Annotated in this window: 17 protein-coding genes; 5 read left to right on the top strand and 12 right to left on the bottom strand. The window is 68.8% G+C overall.

Annotation, left to right across the window (positions count from 1 at the left end):
• Window positions 1-318: 318 nt before the first annotated feature.
• From hisH to AB0M14_RS37420, 5 genes are all read right to left on the bottom strand, one after another.
• Window positions 319-954 carry an imidazole glycerol phosphate synthase subunit HisH gene (gene hisH, locus AB0M14_RS37400; protein WP_365004867.1) on the bottom strand — a complete coding sequence of 212 codons (636 nt, stop codon included), beginning with the start codon at window positions 952-954 and terminating at the stop codon, window positions 319-321.
• A complete protein-coding gene (gene hisB, locus AB0M14_RS37405) occupies window positions 951-1,583 on the bottom strand; it encodes an imidazoleglycerol-phosphate dehydratase HisB (protein ID WP_365004869.1) in 633 nt (210 codons plus the stop codon). The genes hisH and hisB overlap by 4 nt, the downstream gene beginning before the upstream one ends.
• The gene (locus AB0M14_RS37410) at window positions 1,580-2,725 is read right to left on the bottom strand and encodes a histidinol-phosphate transaminase (protein WP_365004872.1); all 1,146 of its coding nucleotides are present in this window, start codon (window positions 2,723-2,725) and stop codon (window positions 1,580-1,582) included. The genes hisB and AB0M14_RS37410 overlap by 4 nt, the downstream gene beginning before the upstream one ends.
• Window positions 2,722-4,059 carry a histidinol dehydrogenase gene (gene hisD, locus AB0M14_RS37415; protein ID WP_365004874.1) on the bottom strand — a complete coding sequence of 446 codons (1,338 nt, stop codon included), beginning with the start codon at window positions 4,057-4,059 and terminating at the stop codon, window positions 2,722-2,724. The genes AB0M14_RS37410 and hisD overlap by 4 nt, the downstream gene beginning before the upstream one ends.
• A 133-nt stretch (window positions 4,060-4,192) precedes the next feature.
• Entirely contained in the window at window positions 4,193-4,618 is a 426-nt protein-coding gene (locus tag AB0M14_RS37420; RefSeq protein WP_365004877.1) for a hypothetical protein, read from the bottom strand.
• A gap of 115 nt (window positions 4,619-4,733) precedes the next feature.
• On the opposite strand from AB0M14_RS37420, the gene AB0M14_RS37425 reads away from it, so the two are divergent.
• Window positions 4,734-5,315 (top strand): TerD family protein, encoded by a 582-nt coding sequence (locus AB0M14_RS37425; protein WP_365004880.1) that lies wholly within the window; start codon window positions 4,734-4,736, stop codon window positions 5,313-5,315.
• Here AB0M14_RS37425 and AB0M14_RS37430 read toward each other — a convergent pair whose 3' ends face one another.
• From AB0M14_RS37430 to AB0M14_RS37450, 5 genes are all read right to left on the bottom strand, one after another.
• The gene (locus tag AB0M14_RS37430) at window positions 5,316-5,915 is read right to left on the bottom strand and encodes a maleylpyruvate isomerase family mycothiol-dependent enzyme (protein ID WP_365004883.1); all 600 of its coding nucleotides are present in this window, start codon (window positions 5,913-5,915) and stop codon (window positions 5,316-5,318) included.
• Window positions 5,916-5,968: 53 nt separating this feature from the next.
• The gene (locus tag AB0M14_RS37435) at window positions 5,969-7,516 is read right to left on the bottom strand and encodes a protein kinase (protein ID WP_365004886.1); all 1,548 of its coding nucleotides are present in this window, start codon (window positions 7,514-7,516) and stop codon (window positions 5,969-5,971) included.
• Window positions 7,517-7,687: 171 nt separating this feature from the next.
• The gene (locus AB0M14_RS37440; RefSeq protein ID WP_365004889.1) at window positions 7,688-9,433 is read right to left on the bottom strand and encodes a penicillin-binding transpeptidase domain-containing protein; all 1,746 of its coding nucleotides are present in this window, start codon (window positions 9,431-9,433) and stop codon (window positions 7,688-7,690) included.
• Window positions 9,434-9,488: 55 nt separating this feature from the next.
• Window positions 9,489-10,349 carry an arylamine N-acetyltransferase gene (locus AB0M14_RS37445; RefSeq protein WP_365004891.1) on the bottom strand — a complete coding sequence of 287 codons (861 nt, stop codon included), beginning with the start codon at window positions 10,347-10,349 and terminating at the stop codon, window positions 9,489-9,491.
• Between the two features lie 75 nt (window positions 10,350-10,424).
• Complete coding sequence (locus AB0M14_RS37450) at window positions 10,425-11,402, bottom strand: prolyl oligopeptidase family serine peptidase (RefSeq protein WP_365004893.1); 978 nt, start codon at window positions 11,400-11,402, stop codon at window positions 10,425-10,427.
• A 132-nt stretch (window positions 11,403-11,534) separates the two neighbouring features.
• On the opposite strand from AB0M14_RS37450, the gene AB0M14_RS37455 reads away from it, so the two are divergent.
• From AB0M14_RS37455 to AB0M14_RS37470, 4 genes are read left to right on the top strand one after another with little or no spacing between them, the layout of a single operon-like run.
• Complete coding sequence (locus AB0M14_RS37455) at window positions 11,535-12,029, top strand: tellurite resistance TerB family protein (RefSeq protein ID WP_365004896.1); 495 nt, start codon at window positions 11,535-11,537, stop codon at window positions 12,027-12,029.
• A gap of 17 nt (window positions 12,030-12,046) precedes the next feature.
• Window positions 12,047-13,225, top strand: a complete 1,179-nt coding sequence (locus tag AB0M14_RS37460; protein WP_365004898.1) for a winged helix DNA-binding domain-containing protein — start codon at window positions 12,047-12,049, stop codon at window positions 13,223-13,225.
• 50 nt (window positions 13,226-13,275) lie between these two features.
• Complete coding sequence (locus tag AB0M14_RS37465) at window positions 13,276-13,506, top strand: hypothetical protein (protein WP_365004901.1); 231 nt, start codon at window positions 13,276-13,278, stop codon at window positions 13,504-13,506.
• Window positions 13,503-13,814, top strand: a complete 312-nt coding sequence (locus AB0M14_RS37470) for a hypothetical protein (protein ID WP_365004903.1) — start codon at window positions 13,503-13,505, stop codon at window positions 13,812-13,814. The genes AB0M14_RS37465 and AB0M14_RS37470 overlap by 4 nt, the downstream gene beginning before the upstream one ends.
• A 25-nt stretch (window positions 13,815-13,839) precedes the next feature.
• Here AB0M14_RS37470 and nadC read toward each other — a convergent pair whose 3' ends face one another.
• On the bottom strand, window positions 13,840-14,700 hold the full coding sequence (gene nadC / locus AB0M14_RS37475) for a carboxylating nicotinate-nucleotide diphosphorylase (protein ID WP_365004905.1): 861 nt from the start codon (window positions 14,698-14,700) through the stop codon (window positions 13,840-13,842).
• A gap of 22 nt (window positions 14,701-14,722) precedes the next feature.
• On the bottom strand, window positions 14,723-16,363 hold the full coding sequence (locus AB0M14_RS37480; RefSeq protein WP_365004908.1) for an L-aspartate oxidase: 1,641 nt from the start codon (window positions 16,361-16,363) through the stop codon (window positions 14,723-14,725).
• Window positions 16,364-16,598 lie beyond the last annotated feature (235 nt).

The raw sequence follows: 16,598 nt of genomic DNA on the forward strand, positions 1-16,598 counted from the left end.
CCGGGGGGTATGAAATGGCTGGCACCAATAAATAATTGGCACTGACATTCATCGACACACTATTGAGTTCTCAAAGAACACACGCACACACATCCAACCGCGATTAACTCGAGGGCTTCTGTGAGGCAGGGTTCAAAGCTTAGCTGATCCAGCCGCGATAACAAAATCGGACTTTCCGAACCAACCGGATGGTCAGGCGCTCCTCGTCCTACCTCGTTTCCCAGGCCGTTAGGCTCCGGGTCGGTGTCCGTGTCGCTCTGACTCGAATAAAGTTACGTAGCCGAGCGAACAAAGTCAAATCGGCTGGCCAGGGCGGTTTTACAGCGAATTGATCCAGTTGCTCAGCAACTGCGCGCCCGCATCGCCGGATTTCTCCGGATGGAACTGGGTCGCCGACAGCGCACCGTTCTCCACCGCGGCGAGAAACGGAACACCGTGTTCGGCCCAGGTGAGTTTCGGTGCGGCGAAGTGCTCGCTGGCCGGGAGGTCCCAGGTCTGCGCGGCGTAGGAGTGCACGAAGTAGAACCGGGTGCCGGCATCCATCCCCGCGAACAGCACGCTGTCGGCGGGGGCGGACACGGTGTTCCAGCCCATGTGCGGCAACACCGGAGCCGAAAGACGCTCCACCACACCGGGCCATTCCGCACAGCCCTCGGTCTCGACGCCGAACTCCACACCGCGCTCGAACAGGATCTGCATTCCGACGCAGATCCCCAGCACCGGGCGGCCACCGGCCAGCCGCTGCCCGATGATGCGCTCGCCGCGCACCGCGCGCAGCCCCTTCATGCAGGCCTCGAACGCCCCGACCCCGGGCACCACCAAACCGTCCGCCGCCAAAGCGATTTCGGGATCGGCGGTGACCTCGACCTTGGCGCCGGCGCGGACCAGCGCCCGCTCCGCCGAATGCAGGTTGCCGGAACCGTAATCCAGCAGCGCGACGGACTTCACACTCACAGCGTCCCCTTCGTCGACGGAACGCCGCTCACCCGCGGGTCGTATTCGACGGCCGCACGCAGCGCCCGCGCCACTGCCTTGAACTCGGCTTCGGTGATGTGGTGCTGGTCGCGGCCGTAGAGCACGCGGACATGCAGCGCGATCCGCGCGTTCAACGCGATCGACTCGAAGACGTGACGGTTGATGACCGTCGAGTACGACGCTCCCGCACCGAGACTCGGGATGATCGCGTGCAGCATGTGCTCCGGCTCGCCGGTGTGCACGCAGTACGGGCGACCGGAGACGTCGACCACCGCCTGGGCGAGGGTTTCGTCCATCGGAATGTAGGAGTCACCGAAGCGGCGGATGCCCTTCTTGTCGCCGAGGGCCTGCGCGAGCGCTTGGCCGATGACAATCGCGGTGTCCTCCACCGTATGGTGGGCTTCGATCTCGATATCGCCCTTGGCCTGCACGGTGAGGTCGAAGCTGCCGTGCTGACCGAACGCGGTGAGCATGTGGTCGTAGAACGGCACCCCGGTGGAGATGTCGGTCTTGCCGCTGCCGTCGAGGTTGAGCTCGACGACGATGCTGGATTCCCGGGTGGTGCGTTCCACCCGCGCGATTCGGTCCATTCTCGCTTCCTGTGTCATAGGGAGTTCAGCTCCTCGTGCACCAGTTCGGCGCTGACCCGGAGGAACTCATCGTTCTCCGCGGCCAGTCCGATGGTGGTGCGCAGGTATCCGGGGATGCCGACGTCGCGGATGAGCACGCCGTCGTCCAGGTACCGCTGCCAGGCGCGGGCCGCGTCGGTGAAGCGGCCGAAGAGAACGAAATTGGCATCGCTGGGCAACACCTCGAAGCCCAGCTCACGCAACGCGGCCGCGACCCGATCGCGCTGCGCCGCCAGTTCGGCGACGCTGCCGAGGGTCTCGTCGGCGTGCCGCAGGGCCGCGCGAGCGGCGGCCTGGGTGACGACCGACAAGTGGTACGGCAACCGGACCAGCAGCAGCGCGTCGATCACCGCGGGTGCGGCGGCCAGGTAACCGAGCCGCCCGCCCGCGAACGCGAACGCCTTCGACATGGTTCGGGTGACCACGACCTTCGCCGGGTAGCGATCGATCAACGTGATCGCGCTCGGCTCGGCGGAGAACTCGCCGTAAGCCTCGTCCACCACCACGATGCCGGGCGCCGCCTGGAGAATCCGCTCCAGGTCGGCGAGCGGAATGCTGTGCCCGGTGGGGTTGTTCGGGCTGGTCACGAAGACGACGTCGGGCCGGCGCTCGGTGATGCAGGCCAGCGCGTAGTCGATGTCGAGGGAGAAGTCGCCGCTGCGCTTGGCTGCGATCCACTCGGTGTCGATGCCCTCGGAGATGATCGGATGCATCGAGTAGGACGGCACGAAACCCAGTGCGGTGCGACCGGGCCCGCCGAAGGCCTGCAACAGCTGTTGCAAGATCTCGTTGGAGCCGTTGGCCGCCCACAGGTTCGCGACATCGAGGGCCGTGCCGGTCTGCCGGGTCAAATACGCGGCCAGGTCGGCGCGCAGCCCGACGGCGTCGCGATCCGGATAGCGATGCAGATCGGCGGCGGCCGCGCGCACGGCTTCGGCGACGTCGTCGACCAGCGCCTTGCTCGGCGGGTGCGGGTTCTCGTTGGTGTTGAGCTGCACCGGAACGGTCAATTGCGGTGCGCCGTAAGGCTTCTTACCGCGCAGGTTATCGCGCAGCGGCAGGTCGTCCAAGGTCGCGCGCGAGCCCGGGACCACCAGCTGCGATTCGCCCGCCCCGGTCATGACAGCGCCTCGAAACGCGCGGTGACGGCCTGGCCGTGCGCGGGCAGATCTTCGGCGTTGGCCAGCGCGACCACGTGTCCGGCAACGTCTTTGAGCGCCGCCTCGGTGTACTCCACGACGTGGATGCCGCGCAGGAAGGTCTGCACGCTCAGCCCCGAGGAGTGCCGGGCGCAACCGGCGGTCGGGAGGACGTGGTTGGAGCCGGCGCAGTAGTCGCCGAGGCTGACCGGCGCGTAGGCGCCGACGAAAATCGCGCCCGCGCTGCGGACTCGGGCCGCGACGGCCGCGGCGTCGGCGGTCTGGATCTCCAAGTGCTCGGCCGCGTAGGCGTCGACCACGCGCAGGCCCTGGTCGATGTCGTCGACGAGAACGGTGCCGGACTGCTTGCCGGACAGCGCTTCCCGCACCCGGTCGGCGTGCTTGACCACCACCATCTGCGCGGTCAGCGCGGCATCGACCGCGTCGGCCAATTCCGCGCTGTCGGTGACCAGCACGCTGGCGGCGAGCACATCGTGTTCGGCCTGGCTGATCAGATCGGCGGCGACGTGCACCGGGTCGGCGGTGGCGTCGGCGAGGATCGCGATCTCGGTCGGGCCGGCTTCGGCATCGATGCCGACCAGCCCGCGGCACAGCCGCTTGGCGGCGGTGACATAGATATTGCCGGGGCCGGTGATCAGGTCGACCGGTTCCAGTTGCGCTTCGTCGGTGTCGACGCCGCCGTAGGACAGCAGCGCCACGGCCTGCGCACCGCCGACCGCCCAGACCTCGGCGACGCCGAGCAGTTGCGCGGCGGCCAGGATGGTGGGGTGCGGCAGCCCGCCGAACTGGGCCTGCGGCGGCGAGGCGACAACGAGGGATTCCACCCCGGCGGCCTGCGCGGGCACCACATTCATAACGACGCTGGACGGGTAGACGGCATTGCCGCCCGGCACGTACAGGCCGACCCGCTCGACCGGCACCCAGCGCTCGGTGACGGTGCCGCCGGGCACCACCTGCGTGGTCTTGTCGGTGCGGCGCTGATCGGCGTGCACCTTGCGGGTGCGTTCGATCGCCACTTCCAGCGCAGTGCGCACGGCCGGGTCGAGTTCGGCGAGGGCTTTCGCCAGCTCTCCGGCCGGCACGCGGACGACCGCCGGCTTGACGCCGTCGAACTTCTCGCTGAATTCCAGTGCCGCCTCGACACCCCGGTCGCGGATCGCCTCCACCACCGGGCGCACATGATGCAGCACCGAGTCGACGTCGACTCCTCCGCGCGGCAGCGCGGTGCGCAGCTCGGCCGTGGAAGGAGTGCGACCGCGCAGATCAACGCGGGCGAGCTCGATGCGGGGTGTCATATCGGTGTGCGGTCCTGTCTGGTGGCGGTACTTTTTCCGACCACCAGCCTAATGGGCCGCACCACCGGATATCCGCACCGGTCAGCCGTGGCACCACAAGCTGTGCCACGGCTGTGACCTGGGTCTCAACCGGTCAGGTCAGCCGGGTATAGATCAGATCGAAGTCGTGCTCCCACTCGACGCCGTCCTCGGACTTCTCCCAGGTGCCCTGGATCAGCTTCCCGTCCGGCTGCACGACGGCGTGGAACCGCTGATGGAATCCCGGAGCTTCGCGCCAGACCCGCCAGGAACCGGCGGCGTCGAACGTCATCTGATAGACGCGTGAGACGCCGCGCACATCGTGATGCAGGACCGTGAGGACGAGATCGTCATCATCGACGCCGATGATCCAGGTGCCGCTCGGCCCGGGATCCGGCACCTCGTCGCGCAGCAGCAGATAGCCGCCGTCCTCCAGCCATTCGATGCGAGTGTGTCCCTTCGGGCCGGGGAACTGCGGGCTGTCCACTTCCCACTCGCCGACCAGGATGTTCAGTGGTGCGAGCGCAGCATTCGGTGCCATGCGCCCCATTGTCGACCGGAAACGCTTGCGACACGCGGACATCGGCCCCGCGGCGGCAAGGTGTCGCGGAAAACTTACCCCGATGTGGACAGGAAATCGCCGCTAGTCTGAACGCATGATCACACTCAAGAAAGAAGACGGCGCCGCGGATCTCGCCGGCATCACCAAGCTGAGTGTCGGGGTGAGCTGGGATCCGTCCGCCGGTGCCAGCGGCGGCATCCTCGGCATCGCGAAGCGTAAGAAGGGCGTCGACCTCGATCTGATCGCCATCCTGATGCAGGGCAGCGAGCCGGTGCGGTTCGCCGGACTGGACTCGCTGGACCCGCTGGGCAACGGTTCGGTGCTGCACTCCGGTGACGAGCAGACCGGCGCCGCCGCGGGCGACGACGAGACCGTCCACGTCACCTTCGCCGACGTGCCGGGCGCCATCGACGGCATCATCTTCGTGGCCGCCGCCTTCAAGAAGGGCACCTCGTTCGAGAAGGCCAACAACGTGTCGTTCAAGATCTACGACGCCTCCGGCGGCAACACCCAGCAGGTCGCCGACATCTGGCCCTCGCTGCTCGGCTCGGACAACGCCAACGCGATCGCCCGTGCCTTCCGCAACGGCAATGTCTGGCAGCTCGAGGTTCTCGATCGCAAGGGCAAGATCAAGCAGGGCGACAAGCAGGCCCTGCTGCGCTTCGCCCTGCAGTAATCAGGCGCAGCGACGGCGGAGTTCCGCGACGCCGTCGCCCTCCAGTTCGTCGAGCACAACCGGGCGGCCGCCGACCGCGAGCGCCAGCGCCTCGCCCGGTCCACGAACTTCAGGCCCGCTGCCGTCGGCCCAATCCAGGTCGGTGGCCACGAAGCGCAGACCTCTGGTGCGCTTCCAGGGGAACGCGAACGGGTCCGGATGGTCGAGCACCATCCTCAGGCGGTCCGCCGAGATCGTGCGCGGGCGACCCAACGGCCGGCGGATATCCTGCTGGTGCACCAGGGTATCGGCGAGGACAAGCGTCGGGCTGTACCTCGACAGCGTTCCGGCCGCTTCCAGCTTGTCCACCAGCTGCGCGGTCGGCAACGCGCGCGCCTTGCGCACCAGATACTCGTTGGACCTGCCGACGGAGAAGCGATTGCGAACGACGATCGCGCCGTAGGCCAGCGGGCTGATGTCATCGGAGAGCAAGTGCCCGACCACATCTCGCACCGTCCACCCCGCGCACAGCGACGGCGTTTCCCACTCCTCGGCGGTCAGCGTGCGCAGCAATGTAACCAATTCGAGGCGCTCGGATGCCAGCAACTCTCGGATACCCATGCCGGAACCATAACCCTGCCAAGGGGTTCGGGAATCCGCCTGCGGTAGGAGAGTCAGGCGTCGACGCGGGTGTCCCCGTCGATCAGCATCCGGCCGCCGCTGACCACGACGTGCACGGTGACCGGTTGCGTCTGTCCCGCCACGGTGACCCGGGCGATCCGCATGTCCACCGAGCCGTCGGGGTAACTGGTGCGGCCGTCGCCCTTGATATCGGCGAAGGACTCCACGACGCGCGTGCTCCAATACTGCCGGAAGGCCGATTCGCTGCCGTAGGTCTTCTGGGCCGCCGGTGTGAGCAACGACCAGGATCCGCCCGGGTTTTCGTAGAATTCCTCGAGCAGCTGCCCGGCTTCGCCGATGTCGACCTTGCCCGAGCTCGGCGTCTTGCCGACCTCCGGCACCGCCGCCGAGGTGGTGCCGCTCCGGGTGCTGGTCGCGGGCGAATTCGCTTGGGCCGAAGGCGTATTCCCATCCGACGCGTTGAACGCGCCGATGGATAGGCCGATCACCGCGACGATCGCACCGATGGTGGCGCCGATCAGGATCGCGCGCCGCTTGCCGCCGGACTTGCGCGGCGCCGGTCGCTGGTGAGCCGCGGTGCGCGGATGCGCCGCGGTATCGGGATGGCTGTTGCGCGGCGGCGGCGGAAGCGGGCGCGACTGCCGCTCGGTCCGATGCTGGGCGGGCGCCGCGACCGGTCGCAGCGAACGGGTGGCGGACTCCGGTGCGGGTGCGCCGACCTGGCGCCGGGCATAGGCCTCGCTGGCCGGAACGAAGCCGGCGTGCACCGCGTTCGATCCGTTGTCGGCCAGCGCCGACAGCTCGTCGAAGGCCTCGCGCATGGTCGGCCGGTCGCGCGGATCCGGGCTGAGCAGGTCGAGCAGCAGATCGGTCGCGGGGCCCGCGTTGCGCGGCTCGCTGACCTGGCCGTTGGCCGCGGCATAGAGCACGGCCAGCGGATTGGCGTTGGCGCCGTAGGGCGGTTCGGCTTCCAGCGCGTGGAACAGCGTGGCGCCCAAGGCGAAAACGTCGGAGGCCGGCGTCGGGTCGGCGCCGCGCGCCATCTCCGGCGCGAGGTAGGCGGCGGTACCGCAGATCAGGCCGGTTTCGGTGAGCGTCGCGTCACCGGCGGCCCGGGAGATGCCGAAGTCGGTGATCTTGACGGTGCCGAGGTCGTCGAGCAGCACATTGCCCGGCTTCACGTCACGGTGCACGATGCCGGCCTGATGCGCGGCGATCAGCGCCGAGGCGACCTGTTCACCGATGCGCGCCACCTGCTGCAGCGGCAGCGGGCCCTGGGCGGAGATGACCGCGGCCAGGCTGTTGGACTTCATATATTCCATCACCAGGCACGGGTCGCCGTTGTGCTCGGTGATGTCGAACACGACGATGGCATTGGGGTGCTGGAACCTGGCGGCGTTGCGGGCTTCGCGGAAGGCGCGCTGCCGCACCACATCGCGCTCGGCCTCGGGGAGGCTGGGCTTGATGTGGATCTGCTTGACCGCCACCGAGCGCTGCAAGCGTTCGTCGACGGCACGCCAGACCACGCCTGTGCCGCCGCTACCAATCCGCTCGACCAGGCGGTAATGCTCCGCGATCAACTGACCGGTATCGATGGCGCCTACTCCGAACCTTCTCGAAATCGTGACATGCCGCATATTGACCACTCATGCGTTCCGCCGACGAGTGTAGCGGGAGCCGGATGATTGCTCCGCCTCAGGATGCAGATAAATTCCGCCCAGATCGGGCCTATTCGCGTCACCGCAGGTGGGCTATCCCCTACGCAGCATCCGCCCCGCCGCGTCTACCGCGGGGCCCGAACTTCCCGCGTCGCTGACGAAGACCGCGAAGGCGAGATCACCGTCGATGCCGACGAACCAGCCGTGCGCGTGCGTGTTGTCGCCGTATTCGGCGGTTCCGGTCTTGCCGAGCAGGCCGGGGATGTCGCGCAACTGGGTGGCGGTGCCGCCGGTGACGGTCTCGCGCATCATCGACTTGATCTGGTCCGGGATCGGCGCGGGCAGCGCCGGCGGGGTCTGATCGGGGACGCCCGGCTTGCCCTGCACCAGAACGGGATTCGGGACCGAGCCGCGCGCGATCGAGGCCGCGACCAGGGCCATGCCGAACGGTGACGCGGTCACCTGACCTTGGCCGATGCTGGCTTCCACGCGCTGGGCCGGGGTCGCCGCGGCCGGCACCTTGCCGGTTACCGTGGTCAGCCCAGGTGTGACGTAATCCACACCGAGGCCGAGCTGCGCGGCGGCGTTCGTCAGGCCCGCCGGCGGCAGTCGCACCCCGAGCATGCCCATGGTGGTGTTGCAGGAACGGGCGAACGCGGTGTGCAGCGGGACCTGGCCGAGGTCGAAGTTCTCGTCGTTGGGTATCCGGCGGCCCTCGATGTTTGCCGAGCCCGGGCAGGGCAGCACCGCGTCGGGTGTGGTCTCCCCCGCTTGCAGCGCGGCGGAGACGGTGACGGTCTTGAAGGTGGAGCCCGGCGGGTAGAGGCCGGTGAGCGCGATCGGGCCCTGACCGTCGGCGGCGGAATTCTGGGCCATGGCGAGCACATTGCCGGTCGACGGTTGCAGCGCGACGATGGCGGCCGGGGTGCGGAGCGAGGTCAGCGCGTCTTCGGCGGCGTTCTGCAGATCGATGTCGAGGGTGGTCGCGAGATCCGGGGCCGGTTTCGGGTCCGGGCCCGCGACGCGTTCGGTACCGGACGCGGTCTGCGCACGCACCGCCCAGCCCGCGGCGGCGTCGGCGTTCTGCTGCCACAGTTCGGTCAGCCCGGACAGCGTCGGCGAGGCCTGCGCCTTGTCCACGGTCAGCAACCGGGTTTGCGCGGACAGGCTGACGCCGGGGACCGCGGCCAGCGCGTCGCGGATCGGGTCGGCGTCGGCCGCGCGCAGGGTGATCGCGGTGATCGATTTGCCCTGGGCGGCGGCCAGTTCCGAGGTCAGCGACTGCGCGGTGACACCCGCGTCGGTCGGGGCCAGGGCCGCGGCGACCGCTTCGGTGTTCGCGTCCGGCGCGACGGTGACCACGGTGACGATGTGCTGGGTCATCAGCTCACCGCCCGTGGAGTCGAGGACGCGCGCGGCTTTCGGGTAGACGGGAGAGTAGGTCAGCGGACCCGAGGCGAGACCGGGCGCGACGGTCGCCGGGTCCCATTTGATCTTCCAGCCGTCGGAGTCGGCGGCGGAACCGGTGGTGGTGTAGGTCCACTCGTCCTTGCCGTCCTTGCCGAACTTCCAGGTCGCGCCGAGACTGAAAGTGTTCTCGTCGGCCGATTTCACGTCGAAGGTCACCTCGGTGCCGAGACCCTCGTACAGCTGCGTCAGGGCGGCGGCGGCCTTGGCCGGGTCGTCGGTGAGCGCGGCGGCCGCGGCGACGTCGTCGCGATTCAAGGCCGCCGCGAACTGCCCCGCCACCCTATCCGGCTGGTCCGGCCCGGAACTGCACCCGGCCAGCACGAGCGCAGCGGCGGCGAACAAGACACTGGGCTGGTAGTGGGTACGCACCCTCGCGACTGTATCGGCCGGGACCGTCGATGCTGGTCAACCGCGACGCGAGAGTTCAGTTACGCCAGGGAACCTCGGTCAGCCGCGCCGCGTCGGCCGCGTCGAGATCGATGTCGAAGACCTCCGACAGCACCTTCGGCAACTCGGCGGGTTCCAGCTCCCGCGTGTCGGCGCTGCCGTCCGGGTGTTCGGTGATGAGGGTGAGGTCGTCGAGGACGTAGTGCACGCCGGGGTGGAAGCGCTGCACGAACGGGCGCATCGTGAACGGCGAGTGCGGTGAGGTGGAGACGAAGTGGTTGCCCACCCGGAAGTCGATCCGGTATTGCGGGTTCATCGTGAAGGTGTAGCGGTCGACCCAGCCGTCGCGGCCGAACTGGTACAGCGTCCATTGCTCGATGCCGAGTTCACCGCTGCCGCGCTCGAGCCGGAACCGCCACTCGCCGGCGGTGAATTCCACTGGGCTGTGCGTCAATTCGAGGGCCCGCAGCGGGCCCGCGCCGAAGCCGACATCGACCAGCCAGGCCCGGTCGTCGTCGGCCGTGGTGACCCGGAGCAGGGCGTGCGTGCTTGGGCGCAGACTCTCCGCGCCCAGGGTGACCCGGCCGCCGAGCCCGGTCACGCCGAAGCCGAGCCGCTCCAGGGCCGCCGCGAACAACTGCACGTTCTCGTAGCAGTAGCCGCCGCGCCGCCGCCGGACCAGCTTGTCCTGCAAGGTTTCCAGGTCCAGGTCGATACCGCGGCCGAGGATGATCTCCAGATTCTCGAACGGGATCGAGGTGGTGTGCTGGAGGACCAGCTGCTGCAGGGTTTCCACCGTGGGTTTGCGTTCCCCGTCGAATCCGATGCGCGTCAGGTAGGCGTCCAGGTCCAGCTCCGCGCCGTTCCAGTGGTAGGACGGGTCGGTCGGCTCGGTCATGGTCAGCTACCTCGCTTCGTCGGTCGGTCGTCGTCGATGACAACTACGGTGCGCCCGGAACTTGTTCCTGAAGTGTCACGCAGCACATTTGGCGTCGGCCGGGGCCGCCGGCGCGGTCAGGATGCCCTGCGCGATATCGATGATGTAGTCGCGGTCCGGGCCGGTCACCGGTTCGGTGCCGGTCACGAGCCGCTCCACTACACAGCCGCCTTCGAAGAAGGCCGGTCCGATGCTGTGGTCGCCGGGCACGACCCGGCCCTCGAGGTCGCGGCCGGAAACGACGGTATACATGGACAACGGCGTGCCCGCCGCCGCGAGCGCGGCCCGCATTTCGGTGCTGGCGCCGAACGGGATCACCGCGTCACTGGTCCCGTGCACCAGAAACGCCCGCTCGACATCCATCTGCCCGGCCAGTAGCGCCGGTGAACGCTCGTAATAGGACTGCGGGCAGACGATCGGCGTGCACCCGCCCGCGTCCCGTTCGATCTGGCGGCGCAGGCTCGGCGAGATCCTCGGCGCGTCCAGCCACATCGTGAAATCGTCGGCGGGACCGTAATTGTCGACCCAGTAGTCGAACAGGTCGCGCGGGCCGTGGGCGAGGGCCAGACCGCTGGTGATGCCGCCCTGGCTCCAGCCCCACAGCACGGTGCGGCCGACGGGGTGCTCATTCTTGTACCACTGCGTCGCCGCGACCACGTCATGCCAGCCGGCCCAGAGGTTCCAGTCGCCGGTCTTCCATTTGCTCGTCGCGTTGCGCAGGTCCATGACCAGGAACGGGGTCGCCGTGCGCCGCGCGATGGAGCCGAGATAATCGGCGAAGTCGCCGGCGGATCCACCGTGACCGTGCACGGCGACCACCAGGTTCGCCGGCTTCAGATCGCCCGCTGTGCAGCGATAGGGCTCGTAGACTCGGCCGGTCGCCTGCTCACCGTCGACCGGCAGCGACACCGGCCGGATCGAAACCCGCACCGGGCAGCCGGGTTCGGCCGCCGCGCCCGGCGCCGGACCGAGCAGCGCGGTGCACAGCAGGAGCACACCGATTCCACGTCGCATCCCACGAATAATGCCAGTTCAACGGCTCCGATCCGGGCAGCGAAAGCCAGCCGGTCCCAATTCGATTGCGGGCGCGCGGGACTCGCGAATGGTCTGCTAGCGTGCGGACGTCGACTACCGGGGAGTTCGTCCATGGCCTTCTTGAACAAGATCATTTCCAACGCGCACACCTTCAGCCGGCTGATGGACGTGGTGGACAAGGCGCCGCAGTGGCGCAAACAACTCCTGGCCAAGAAGAACGACCTGCGCGGCGGGACCTTCCGCGACGCCGCCATGGGCATGTGCGCGCTGGTCGCCGCCGCCGACGGCAGCATCGATCCGAACGAGCGCATGCGCGTCGCCGGGCTGCTCGGCACCGATCCGGTGCTCCAGAACTTCCCCGCCGACGAACTGCGCGCCCTCTTCGACGACAACTGCCAAAGGCTCACCGCCGACCCGGCTTTCGGCCGCGCGCACGTGTTGCAGCAGATCGCCAAGGCCGCCGGCAAGCCGACCGAGGCGCAGGCCGTCGTGCAGATCGGCATCATGATCGGCAACGCGGACGGGAACTTCGATCCGGCCGAGATCGCGGCGGTCCGGGAGGCCTGCGGGACACTGCGGCTCGACCCTGCGCAGTTCGGGTTGTAACCGCTACTCTTTCGCCTATGCGTTCGATTGATACCGCGCAGCGGCGGGCCCGGCTCGGCGTGCGGCACCGGCTGGCCTACGAGCACCGGGCCGCGGCGGCCACCGAGATCGCCCGATCCATGGTCGTGCTGCACGCCACCGATCCGGCGACGGTGTACCTGTCGGTCGGCGCGCGCGGGCTGGACCTGGTGCCCGCGGATGTCGAGAAGGCGCTCTACGACGACCGCACGCTGCTGCGCATGCTCGCCATGCGCCGCACCATGTTCATCGCACCGACGGAACTGGTTCCAGCGCTCCAGTCCTCGTGCGCCGCCGCGCTCGCGACGAAGCAGCGCCGCACCTACGGCCGGTACATCGAGCAGGCGGACGTCATCGACGGCGATGTCGCCGCCTGGCTCGCCGACGTCGAATCGGAGACCCATCAGGCGCTGCTAGCTCTCGGCGCCGCCACCGGCGCGCAACTCAGCAAAGCCGTGCCGCGCCTGCGCACCCAGGTGAATCCGACTCCGGAGAAGTCGTACGCCAAGCCCACCAACATCACCACCTGGGTGCTGGTCACCCTCGGCGCGGAGGGGCGGATCGTGCGCGGGCGGCCCAACGGCGGCTGGACCAGCAGTCAATACACCTGGGCGCCGATCGAATCCTGGCTTCCCGAGGGCGTTCCGGACGTCCCCCTCGAGCAGGCCCGTGCCGAACTGGTCCGGAAGTGGTTGTACGCCTTCGGCCCCGCCCCGGTCGCCGACATCAAGTGGTGGACCGGCTGGAACCTCGGCGACGTCCGGAAAACCTTGGCCCAGTTGGACCTGGTCGAGGTCGATCTCGACGGCGTCACCGGCGTCCTGCTGGCCGACGATCTCGACCCGGTCCCCGCCCCCGAACCCTGGGCCTCCTTCCTCCCTGCCCTGGACCCGACCCCCATGGGCTGGCAGTCCCGCGACTGGTTTCTCGGCCCGCACGCGCCCGCGCTGTTCGACCGCAACGGCAATATCGGCCCCACGATCTGGTTCGACGGCCGCATCGTCGGCGGCTGGGCGCAACGCAAGGACGGCGAAATCGCCTGGCGCCTACTGGAAGACGTCGGCGCCGACGCGCTCGCCATGATCGAGGCCGAAGCCGCTCGCTCCGCCGCCTGGTTCGGCGAGGTCCGCGCCATTCCGCGCTTCCGCACACCCTTGGAGCGCGAACTCACCGCCTGAGGCCTGTTAGCTCTAGCCCCATGCGCACAGCCGACTGTACGATCTGCTGTATGACCACCCGCCTCAACATCACACTCACCGATGTGGTGGCCGAGAAGCTGCGCGCCGCGTCCGGCAACAAACCCAGCGAGTACATCGAGCGGGCGGTGACCCGTCAGATGCTGGCGGATGATCTTCGGAAACTGGCGGAGTGGGAGCGGTCCAACCCGTCGGATCAGGGGTGGGAGCAGACCAGCGATGCGGCCGCCGAGGAGATTCTCTTCGGACGGCCCGCCGAGTGAGCCACGGTCAGGGCCAGATCTGGAAGACCGAAAGCCGCCTGACCGGAGTGGTCGGTCAAGTCGTCATCGTGGACAGCGATCTCATCGCCGACGCCCGCTCGCGCGTGGCGGTCGCACCGATTCGCCCGGCCCGCGAAGTACCGCGCGCCCTGCAACTCCTGACCGCCGAACTTCCGAACGGCGACGCCGTCGCGGTCTACGACCTGGCGGTGGTCCCGAAGAACACCTTGACCGAGAACACCGGTGAAATCCCCACCGCCGCGCTGGACCAAGTCAAGATCGCCCTCCGGGCCAGGTTCGACATCTAGATCCGGTCGCGTGTGCGACAGCGGCTCACATGTCGAGGCCGAGGTCCAGGACGCGGACGGAGTGGGTGAGCGCGCCGACTGCGAGGTAGTCCACGCCGGTGCGGGCATAGTCGGTGGCCGCGTCGAGGGTGAGGCCACCGGAGGATTCGAGTTTCGTCGACGGCGATTGCGCGTTGCGGCGCTGGACGGCGGCCTGGGTCTGCCAGAGCGGGAAGTTGTCGAGCAGGACGAGCTCGACATTCTCCGCGAGGACGGCGTCGAGCTGTTCGAGGCTGTCCACCTCGACTTCGCAGGCGATGTCGGGCGCCAGGGCCCGGACCGCGCGCAGGGCGGCGGTGACGGAACCCGCGGCGACGACGTGGTTGTCCTTGATCAGGGCTTCGTCGCCGAGGCCCATGCGGTGGTTGACGCCGCCGCCGACGCGGACCGCGTACTTCTGCAGTGCGCGCAGGCCGGGGAGGGTTTTGCGGCTGTCGCGGATCTTGCAGTCCGTGCCCGCGACCGCGTCGACCCAGGCCGAGGTGGCGGTGGCGATGCCGGAGAGGTGGCAGACCAGGTTGAGCATGGTGCGTTCGGCGGTGAGCAGGCCACGGGTGGGGGCGATCAGACCTAGGACGGACTGGCCGGGCTGGATCCGGGCGCCATCGGGGACGCGGTCGGTGATCTCGTAGGCGCCCGCGCCGATCACCTCGTCCAGGACGAGCAGGCCGATGTCGAGGCCGGCGAGAGTGCCCGGCTCGCGGGTCACCACGGACGCTTTGACGACGGCGTCGGCGGGGACGGTGGCCATGGTGGTCACGTCGGGGCCGTAGCGCAGGTCTTCGTCGAGCGCGGTGCGGATCAGCGCGAGGACTTCGTCGCGGTTCAGGGCGGGATCGAGCGTCATCTGGATCACTCCTTCTCGGCGGTCACGGGATGGTCAGAGCCAAGTCGGCGGGGATGATCGGGGCCTCCAGATTCGGATGCCCGTCGGAGTCCAGGCTGATCGAAATGCTGTGACGCAGCGCTTCGACCGGTTCGGGATAGTCGGATCTGGTGTGGCAGCCGCGGCTTTCGGTGCGGGCCGCGGCGGCGAGCAGCAGCACCCGCGCGGTGAGGGTGAGCGCACCGTCTTCGAGTTCGCTGATGCGCTGGGCGGCAAGATCTTTCGGTGCGCTGCTCGCGGCGGGCTTGTCCCCGTTGGTCACCCGGCTCGACATATTGCGCAGCACCGCGCGCTCCAAACTTTTGGTGGCGTCGGCCAACCCGTCGTGGTCGCGCACGACGGCGGCCTGGGCGGTCATCACCTGTTGCAGGGCGAGCCGATCGACCCGCGGCATCCGGTACGAATGAATATCCGCGACACCACGTTTCGCCTCGAGCCGCTCGGTGGCGGCGAATCCGACCCGCTCGCCGACCACCAGGCCCTCCAGCAGACTGTTCGATGCCAGCCGGTTCGCACCGTGCAGGCCGGTGCGCGCTACCTCACCGGCGGCGTAGAGCCCGGGGACGCCGGTGCGGCCGTGGGTGTCGGTGACGACGCCGCCGCACTGGTAGTGCGCGGCAGGGGCCACCGGGATCAGCTGAGTGCTTGGATCGATGCCCGCGGCCAGACAGGACGCGGTGATCGTCGGAAAACGTTGAGCGAAACCCGCGATGGCACGGCCGTCGAGGAAGACATGATCGGTGCCCAGGGTACGCATCCGAGCCGAAATGGCGCGCGACACCACATCGCGTGGGGCTAGATCGCCACGCGGATGCAGTCCGTCCATAACCGAGTCGCCTTCGGAATCGACCAGAGTCGCGCCCTCGCCGCGCACCGCCTCGCTGATCAGCGGCCGTCGCCCCAGCCCGCCCGGCGTGAACAACACGGTCGGATGGAACTGCACGAACTCCAGGTCGGCGACCGAGGCGCCGGCCCGCAACGCGAGCGCGATGCCGTCGGCGGTGGCGCCCGGCGGGTTGGTGCTGAGCGCGTACAGCTGCCCGAGACCGCCGGTGGCGAGCAACACCGCCGGGGCGTGCACGACGCCGAATCCCCGCTCCGACACCGCGACTACCCCGCGCACGCCGGTCGGCCCGGTCACGACCTCGCAGGCCGCGGCACCGAAGATCACCGGCAATCCGGCCGCGTTCAACGCCCGCTGCACCTCCGCGCCAGTGGCGTCGCCGCCCGCGTGGATGATGCGCCGAGTGCTGTGGCCGCCCTCACGGGTGCGCGAGATCTGGCCGTCCCGGCCCAGATCGAAGACCGCGCCGAGGTCGGTCAGCGCGGCGACAGCGTCCTGGCCGCCTTCGACGATGGAACGCGTGGCCTCCACGTCGACCAGGCCGGCGCCGGCCTCGACCGTGTCCCGCACGTGCGAGTCCACCGAATCCTCTTGCGGCGCAACCACGGCGATGCCGCCCTGCGCGTACTGGGTAGCGGTGTCGGTGGGCCCACCCTTGCTGAGGATGAGCACCCGCAGGCCGCGCAGCGACGCCGTGCGCGCCGCGGTGAGGCCGGCGACGCCGCCACCGATCACCACCAGGTCGGCTTCGGCTTCCCAGCCGATCGATACCGAAGTCATATTTCCGCACCTTCTCGTGCACGCGCCGACGTAACAGGGGTCGGCGAATCCCCATGGTGCGCAGCGGTACAGCGCACGCGCATCACCATCGATCCAGCGCCGACCACAGGGCCGGCATTCCCGCCGACAGGTGACGCATCGGTGGTCACGCGCTCGCGCGCAGGACGACACCACCCGCGGACGAAAGGCGGCGCATCGGCGCGGCGTCCAGAGGCACCTGGCCTCCGGCACGCCT

This window comes from Nocardia sp. NPDC051832, from assembly GCF_040681285.1.
Lineage (GTDB): Bacteria > Actinomycetota > Actinomycetes > Mycobacteriales > Mycobacteriaceae > Nocardia.

What these genes read in the sequence shown, in the direction of transcription:
- hisB (WP_365004869.1), bottom strand. Translation starts at nt 1,583, where the DNA reads ATGACACAGGAAGCGAGAATGGACCGAATCGCGCGGGTGGAACGCACC.
- AB0M14_RS37410 (WP_365004872.1), bottom strand. Translation starts at nt 2,725, where the DNA reads ATGACCGGGGCGGGCGAATCGCAGCTGGTGGTCCCGGGCTCGCGCGCG.
- hisD (WP_365004874.1), bottom strand. Translation starts at nt 4,059, where the DNA reads ATGACACCCCGCATCGAGCTCGCCCGCGTTGATCTGCGCGGTCGCACT.
- AB0M14_RS37420 (WP_365004877.1), bottom strand. Translation starts at nt 4,618, where the DNA reads ATGGCACCGAATGCTGCGCTCGCACCACTGAACATCCTGGTCGGCGAG.
- AB0M14_RS37425 (WP_365004880.1), top strand. Translation starts at nt 4,734, where the DNA reads ATGATCACACTCAAGAAAGAAGACGGCGCCGCGGATCTCGCCGGCATC.
- AB0M14_RS37430 (WP_365004883.1), bottom strand. Translation starts at nt 5,915, where the DNA reads ATGGGTATCCGAGAGTTGCTGGCATCCGAGCGCCTCGAATTGGTTACA.
- AB0M14_RS37445 (WP_365004891.1), bottom strand. Translation starts at nt 10,349, where the DNA reads ATGACCGAGCCGACCGACCCGTCCTACCACTGGAACGGCGCGGAGCTG.
- AB0M14_RS37450 (WP_365004893.1), bottom strand. Translation starts at nt 11,402, where the DNA reads ATGCGACGTGGAATCGGTGTGCTCCTGCTGTGCACCGCGCTGCTCGGT.
- AB0M14_RS37455 (WP_365004896.1), top strand. Translation starts at nt 11,535, where the DNA reads ATGGCCTTCTTGAACAAGATCATTTCCAACGCGCACACCTTCAGCCGG.
- AB0M14_RS37460 (WP_365004898.1), top strand. Translation starts at nt 12,047, where the DNA reads ATGCGTTCGATTGATACCGCGCAGCGGCGGGCCCGGCTCGGCGTGCGG.
- AB0M14_RS37465 (WP_365004901.1), top strand. Translation starts at nt 13,276, where the DNA reads ATGACCACCCGCCTCAACATCACACTCACCGATGTGGTGGCCGAGAAG.
- nadC (WP_365004905.1), bottom strand. Translation starts at nt 14,700, where the DNA reads ATGACGCTCGATCCCGCCCTGAACCGCGACGAAGTCCTCGCGCTGATC.
- AB0M14_RS37480 (WP_365004908.1), bottom strand. Translation starts at nt 16,363, where the DNA reads ATGACTTCGGTATCGATCGGCTGGGAAGCCGAAGCCGACCTGGTGGTG.